Annotated in this window: 5 protein-coding genes and 2 rRNA genes; all 7 read left to right on the top strand. The window is 68.7% G+C overall.

Annotated elements, in window-relative coordinates:
- Positions 1-1016, top strand: a 23S ribosomal RNA gene (locus tag ACFWGD_RS09225); the annotation flags it as partial.
- Positions 1017-1183: 167 nt separating this feature from the next.
- A 5S ribosomal RNA gene (gene rrf, locus ACFWGD_RS09220) occupies positions 1184-1300 on the top strand.
- 189 nt (positions 1301-1489) lie between these two features.
- Positions 1490-2455 carry an RNase H family protein gene (locus ACFWGD_RS09215; RefSeq protein WP_377778356.1) on the top strand — a complete coding sequence of 322 codons (966 nt, stop codon included), beginning with the start codon at positions 1490-1492 and terminating at the stop codon, positions 2453-2455.
- A gap of 185 nt (positions 2456-2640) precedes the next feature.
- Entirely contained in the window at positions 2641-3876 is a 1236-nt protein-coding gene (locus ACFWGD_RS09210; RefSeq protein WP_377778355.1) for a hypothetical protein, read from the top strand.
- Positions 3877-3966: 90 nt separating this feature from the next.
- Positions 3967-5010 (top strand): HAD-IIA family hydrolase, encoded by a 1044-nt coding sequence (locus ACFWGD_RS09205; protein WP_377778354.1) that lies wholly within the window; start codon positions 3967-3969, stop codon positions 5008-5010.
- 300 nt (positions 5011-5310) lie between these two features.
- Positions 5311-6147, top strand: coding sequence for a TlyA family RNA methyltransferase (locus ACFWGD_RS09200; RefSeq protein ID WP_377778353.1), 837 nt, complete (start codon positions 5311-5313; stop codon positions 6145-6147).
- Complete coding sequence (locus ACFWGD_RS09195; RefSeq protein WP_377778352.1) at positions 6144-7061, top strand: NAD kinase; 918 nt, start codon at positions 6144-6146, stop codon at positions 7059-7061. The genes ACFWGD_RS09200 and ACFWGD_RS09195 overlap by 4 nt, the downstream gene beginning before the upstream one ends.
- Positions 7062-7064 lie beyond the last annotated feature (3 nt).

The raw sequence follows: 7064 nt of genomic DNA, 5'->3' as shown, positions 1-7064 counted from the left end.
TGGCCGAAGCGGAGAATTTAAGCCCCAGTAAACGGCGGTGGTAACTATAACCATCCTAAGGTAGCGAAATTCCTTGTCGGGTAAGTTCCGACCTGCACGAATGGCGTAACGACTTCCCTGCTGTCTCAACCACAGACCCGGCGAAATTGCAGTACGAGTAAAGATGCTCGTTACGCGCGGCAGGACGAAAAGACCCCGGGACCTTCACTATAGCTTGGTATTGGTGTTCGGTTCGGTTTGTGTAGGATAGGTGGGAGACTGTGAAACCTCAACGCCAGTTGGGGTGGAGTCGTTGTTGAAATACCACTCTGATCGTATTGGATATCTAACCTCGGCCCGTGATCCGGGTTGGGGACAGTGCCTGGTGGGTAGTTTAACTGGGGCGGTTGCCTCCCAAAGAGTAACGGAGGCGCCCAAAGGTTCCCTCAGCCTGGTTGGCAATCAGGTGTTGAGTGTAAGTGCACAAGGGAGCTTGACTGTGAGACTGACAGGTCGAGCAGGTACGAAAGTAGGGACTAGTGATCCGGCACCGGCTTGTGGAAGCGGTGTCGCTCAACGGATAAAAGGTACCCCGGGGATAACAGGCTGATCTTCCCCAAGAGTCCATATCGACGGGATGGTTTGGCACCTCGATGTCGGCTCGTCGCATCCTGGGGCTGGAGTAGGTCCCAAGGGTTGGGCTGTTCGCCCATTAAAGCGGCACGCGAGCTGGGTTTAGAACGTCGTGAGACAGTTCGGTCTCTATCCGCCGCGCGCGTAGAAACTTGAGGAAGGCTGTCCCTAGTACGAGAGGACCGGGACGGACGTACCTCTGGTGTGCCAGTTGTTCCGCCAGGGGCATTGCTGGTTGGCTACGTACGGAAGGGATAACCGCTGAAAGCATCTAAGCGGGAAGCCTGTTCCGAGATCAGGTTTCATTTGAGGTCCCCCATAGATGATGGGGTTGATAGGCCGGAACTGTACGCACGGTAACGTGTTCAGGTGACCGGTACTAATAGGCCGAACGTCAACACACACCCCTTCTTTGCGAGTGGGTATGAGCGGTTGACTTTTCTACGTAACGAGAAGAACCAGGTTTGGTTCGCGTCCACTATCCAGCGTCTGGGACAGCACCACCCAGCCCCGCCGGCACTTCCATTGTGTCTGGTGTGTGGTGGGTTGCGATTGTGTCCCGTGTATACGTGTCGGTGGTTATAGCGGTGGGGTCACGCCCGGTCCCATTCCGAACCCGGAAGCTAAGCCCACCTGCGCCGATGGTACTGCACCTGGGAGGGTGTGGGAGAGTAGGTCACCGCCGGCCAATAACATGGTTTCAAGGAGTGAGCCGTTGTTGGTGTCGTTCCCCCTGTGGGGTTCGGCACCGGCAACGGCTCATTTCTCATTTCAGGGGGTCATTCCCCGGGGTGGAAGCGCGTGCTCGTACACATCGATCGTGGGCTTCCATCCCCGGCGCGGGTGCGAATGAGAGGCGCAACTACAATCGGCGCCCATGACTATCATCGCCGCAGCAGACGGTTCGGCCCTCGGCAACCCCGGTCCGGCCGGCTGGTCCTGGTACATCGACGACGACACATGGGCGGCCGGCGGATGGACAAAGAGCACCAATAACCGCGGCGAGCTCATGGCCGTTGCCGATCTGCTCGCGTCCACCTCGCATCGTGCAGAGGAGGAACTGCGTATTCTCTGCGACTCCCAGTACGTGATCAACTCGGTGACCAAGTGGATGCCCGGTTGGAAGAAGAAGGGCTGGAAGAAGCGCGACGGCAAGCCCGTGCTCAACGTGGACATCCTGTCCGTCATCGACCAGCTCATGCAGGGGCGCTCGGTGCGCTTCGAGTGGGTCAAGGGCCATGCCGGCCACGAGATGAATGAGGCGGCCGACGAGCGCGCCCGCGCCGCCGCCACGTCCTTCCAGGCGGGCGAGCCCGCCAACGAAGGCCCCGGTTTTCCCGGCGCCACCCAGAGCGCCGAGCTGATCATGGCCGGTGCCGCCTCCATGAGCTCCACCGCCTCCTCGACTTCGGCCACCTCCACGGGTTCCGCGGCCGATGCGGCCCCTTCGGATGGGGTGGGGCGGACGAAGGCGGCGGTGTCGTCGTCAAGCAAGGCCCGCACGGACTCCGACCAAGCCGGGCTGTTCGATGTGGCGGCGGATCCGGTGGCGGAGGCGATCGGGAAGGCGCGCACCGCGCAGGGGACGCTCGTGCGTGCGGCGGGGAAGGCGCGTGACGGTGATGAGGCGCGGCTGGAGCTTTTGACGCGGCGCGCGATCATCGTGCCGGCGGAATTGGGGGCGGCGTTTCCGGAGGATTTCTCGGCACCCAGGCCTGAAATCACCGTCGTCGGTGCCACCGCGGTGGCGGTGACGCGGGGGCGGTCCTGGACGGCCACGTCGACGTGGGACATGTCCGCGGATCCGGTGCTCGTGGCGCACCACCTTTCCGCCCGGGCGTGAACTGCAACGGCAGGCGCGGCTGGTAGCCTGGGCCGTTGAATGCGGTGACGGGATGCGTCGGCTCGACGGTTCCGGATAGCCGCTCTATACGTCTATATCCGACTTTTTCCCGCCATCCCGCGGTGGGCGCCCCGACCGGGCGGCGACCGCGGGCCGGCGACAATTGCGTGAGGAGCTTCCAACACATGGCCGAGAACGAAGGTTCGCGCCCCGACGGACAGCGCCGCGGAGGCCAGGGCGGACGCCCCGGTGGATTCCGTGGCGGCCGCGGCGGCAGCGGCAGCGGCGGTGGCCGACCCGGTGGCCGTGGCCAGGGCGGTCAGGGGGGCCAGGGCGGTCGCGGTGGACGCGGCGGCTACGGAGGCCAGGGCGGTCAGGGCGGCCAGGGTGGCCGTCGTTGGGAGAACCGCGATGGCCGCGACGAGCGTCGCGGTGACCGCCGCGATGATCGCCGGGACGACCGGAGCGGAGAGCGCGGCGAGCGCCGCGAGTGGCGCCGCGATGATCGACGGGACGACCGCCGTGGTGGCGGATTCCGCGGCGAGCGTCGCGATGACCGCCGCGGTGGCGGCCCCCGCAGCGGTGGCCCGCGCGGTGACCGCCGTGACGATCGCCGCGATGATCGCCGAGGCGGCCACGGCGGCCCCGGTGGCCAGAAGCGCCACTCCAACCGTGGCGGCCGCTTCCAGGACGACCAGAAGCGCGCGCCGCGCACCGGCCCGCAGCGCCCGGGCTTCCGCGAGGAGCGCATCGTCGCCCGCCAGAACGAGCCCTCGCTGCCCGAGGACGTCACGCCCGACGAGCTCGACCCGTCGGTGCGCCAGGACCTGAAGAGCCTGGCCAAGGACAACGCCGACCAGGTCGCCCGCCACATGATCATGGCCGCGACGCTGATGGCCGACGATCCGAAGCTGGCCCTGCGCCATGCCCGCGCCGCGAAGGACCGCGCCGGCCGCGTCGGCGTCGTCCGCGAGACCAATGGTGTCGCGGCGTACCACGCGGGCGAGTGGAAGGAGGCGCTGTCCGAGCTGCGCGCCGCCCGCCGCATTTCCGGTGGCGCCGGCCTGCTGGCGGTCATGGCGGACTGCGAGCGCGGTTTGGGTCGCCCGGAGAAGGCGATCGAGCTGGGCCGTTCCGACGAGGTCGGGCAGCTTGACGACGAATCGCGCACCGAACTGGCCATCGTCGTCGCCGGAGCCCGCCGCGACATGGGCGACGTCGAGTCGGCGATCGTCGAGCTGGAGGCGCAGAACCTCGATCCGTCCCGCACGGACTTCGAGGGTGCCCGGCTGTTCTACGCCTACGCCGACGCGTTGGCAGAGGCCGGCCGCACCGACGACGCGCGCGAGTGGTTTAACCGGTCGGCGGAGCTCGACCAGGATGAGCTTCTCGACGCCCGCGACCGCGCCGCCGAGCTGTAAGCCGAGCTGTAGCCCCCGCCCCTTCGGGGGCATCCCCGAACGACCGCCCCTCAACGAGACGACCCCTCAAAGATTGGACCGAGGCTTTTCATGAGCACCGAACTGCTGGCCGGGCGCTACGACGCCGCACTGCTGGATCTCGACGGAACGATCTACGAGGGCGGCCGCGCGGTCCCCGGTGCCCTCGAGGGGTTGACGGAGGCCGGGCTGCCGATGCTGTTCGTCACGAACAACGCGTCGCGCGCGCCGGAGACCGTCGCCGAGCAACTTCGGTCGCTCGGCTACGACTGCACCGCCGATGACGTCATGACGTCGGCTCAGGCCGCCATCGAGATGGCCGCCGACATCATCCCCGCCGGCGCGAAGGTCCTGGTCCTCGGCGCCCAGTCCTTCCGGGACCTGGCCACCGACGCCGGGTATGAGCTGGTCGACTCCGCCGACGACGGGCCGGCCGCGGTGTTCCAGGGCCACAACCCGGACACCAACTGGGCGATGATGTCGGAGGCGGCGCTGTCGATCTCCCGCGGCGCCACGTATCTGGCGTCGAATCTGGACACCACCTTGCCGACAGAGCGCGGCCTGCTCGTGGGCAACGGCTCGATGGTCGCGGCGATCGTCTCGGCCACCGGGGTCACGCCCCGCAGCGCCGGCAAGCCTCTGCCCCCGATGTTCCACCGCGGCGCCGCCCGGCTGGATTCGCAGCGCCCGATCGTCATCGGCGACCGCCTGAACACCGATATCGCCGGCGGCAACGCCGCGGGCTACGACACCCTGATGACGGTCACCGGCATCTCCGGCCACCATGAGACCCTGGCGACGATCCCCGAAGAGCGCCCGACGCTCATCGGTTCCGACATGGGCGCGCTGGTCGCCCCCGCCGAGCACGCAGAGCCGCGCCCGCAGGCCGGCTTCACCGCCGAGCGCGACGAGAATGATCCGGGCGTCATCGTCATCGGCGGCGGCGACGCCTCCGACTCGCGCCTGTCCGATCCGGCCCGCGCCGCCGTCGCCGCGCTGCTCACGGCGGCGTCCGTCGCGTGGTTCGACGCCGACGGCGCGCCGTCGACCGCCCCGGTCACCGGCGTGCGCACGACCTCCGACGCGGCCGCCGCGGCCGTCGCCGCCTGGCGGTGACCCCGGCCATGGCAGTTCCCGGCGACTTCCCGAAGCCCGGGCAGGCTCAGCCCGGACAGGTGCCCACGCCGGCACAGCCTGCGCCGGCTCAGTCCACACCGGCTCCGTCCACGCCGTCGGCGCCCACGCCCGCCGACGCGGCCGCCGCTCTGGCGGGAGGGGCGGTCGACCCGGAGCGTCTTCGTCGTCAAGTAATGGAGATCCTCGAAGCGCCCGCGCCGACCCCGGCCGACCGCGCCGCGCAGATGGAACGCGCGCACGCCCTGCTGCAGGACGCGCTCGGCGGGGAAGGGGGCTCGCGTGGCTAAGGGATCGTCGCCGAAACGGCGCCTGGACGCGGAGCTGGTGCGGCGCAAGATCGCGCGCTCGCGCGAGCATGCCGTGGAGCTGATCAAGGATGGCCGCGTGACCGTCAACGGCATGGCCGCGACGAAGCCGGCCACCGCGGTGACCGGCGACGTGTCCATCCGCGTCTCCGAGGACGCCGACGACGCCAATTGGGCCTCGCGCGGCGCCCACAAGCTCCTCGGCGCGCTCGAGGCCTTCGAGCCGCAGGGCCTGAGCCTGGCGGGCCGGCGCATCATCGATGCCGGCGCGTCGACGGGCGGCTTCACCGACGTGTGCCTGCGCCGCGACGCCGCCGAGGTCATCGCCGTCGACGTCGGCTACGGGCAGCTGATCTGGAGGCTTCGCGACGACGCCCGCGTCACCGTCCTCGACCGCACCAACGTGCGCACCCTGACACCGGAGATCGTCGGGGGCGCGGCCGACGTCATGGTCGGCGACCTGTCGTTCATTTCGCTGCGGCTGACGCTGCCCGCGCTGGTCGACAGCCTGGTCGACGGCGCCGACCTGTTGCCGATGGTCAAGCCGCAGTTCGAGGTGGGCAAGGACCGGTTGGGCTCCGGCGGCGTGGTGCGCAGTGCGCAGCTGCGCGCCGAAGTCGTCGGCGACGTCGCCCGCTTCGGGCGCTCGCTGGGGCTGTCCGTGCGCGGCGTCGTGGCCAGCCCGCTGCCCGGCCCGTCCGGCAACGTGGAGTATTTCCTGTGGCTGGTCAAGGACGGTGGCGCGTCGGACGCCGATGATGGGAAGCTGGACGAGATGATCGATCGCGCCGTGCAGGAGGGTCCGCAATGACGGGAAACGACGACCGGCAGGTGCTGCTGGTGCCCCATTCGGGCCGCAGCTCCAACCTGGAGATGGCCGCGGAGGCCGCGGAGCTGCTCGACGGCGCCGGGATCGGCGTGCGCGTGCTCGCCGGCGATGACCCGTCGAAGCTGCTGCGCCACCCGGTGCTGGGCAAGTTCCCGCGCTACGGGCATTCCCCGCAGGCCGCCGCCGGCTGCGAGCTGGTGCTGGTCCTCGGCGGCGACGGCACGTTCCTGCGCGCCGCGGACATCGCGCATTCGATGGACTTGCCGGTGCTGGGCATCAACATGGGCCACGTCGGCTTCCTGGCCGAGTGGGAGCAGGAGTCGATGACCGAGGCGATCCAGCGGGTCATCGACCGCAGTTGGCGCGTCGAGGACCGGATGACCATTTCGGCGACCGTGCGCGACAACGATGGCCGGGTCATCGGCACGGGATGGGCCCTCAACGAGGTGAGCATCGAAAATCTCAACCGCCGCGGCGTCCTCGACGTGGTCCTGGAGGTCGACGAGCGCCCGGTGAGCTCGTACGGCTGCGATGGCGTGCTCATTTCCACGCCGACGGGCTCGACGGCGTACGCGTTTTCGGCGGGCGGCCCGGTGCTGTGGCCGGAGCTCGACGCGATCCTCGTGGTGCCCAACAACGCCCACGCGCTGTTCGACCGCCCGATGGTGGTGTCGCCGCATTCGACGGTGGCGGTGGAGTCGAATCCGCAGACCAGCGCCGCGCAGGCGGTGCTCGATGGTTTCCGGCAGATCCCGATGCCGGCGGGCAGCCGCATCGAGATCACCCGCGGCGAGCAGGCGGTGAAGTGGGTGCGCCTGGATTCGGCGCCGTTCACCGACCGGCTGGTGCACAAGTTCCGTCTGCCGGTGACGGGGTGGCGGGGTCCGAGGAGGTGATCG

This window comes from Corynebacterium sp. NPDC060344 (genome assembly GCF_042725215.1).
In the GTDB taxonomy this organism is placed as follows: domain Bacteria; phylum Actinomycetota; class Actinomycetes; order Mycobacteriales; family Mycobacteriaceae; genus Corynebacterium.
The sequence above is the reverse complement of the archived record's forward strand: the minus strand, read 5'-3'. Positions and strand labels throughout refer to the sequence as shown.

Coding starts and splice junctions, on each gene's coding strand:
- ACFWGD_RS09215 (WP_377778356.1), top strand. CDS start 1,490: ATGACTATCATCGCCGCAGCAGACGGTTCGGCCCTCGGCAACCCCGGT.
- ACFWGD_RS09205 (WP_377778354.1), top strand. CDS start 3,967: ATGAGCACCGAACTGCTGGCCGGGCGCTACGACGCCGCACTGCTGGAT.
- ACFWGD_RS09210 (WP_377778355.1), top strand. CDS start 2,641: ATGGCCGAGAACGAAGGTTCGCGCCCCGACGGACAGCGCCGCGGAGGC.
- ACFWGD_RS09195 (WP_377778352.1), top strand. CDS start 6,144: ATGACGGGAAACGACGACCGGCAGGTGCTGCTGGTGCCCCATTCGGGC.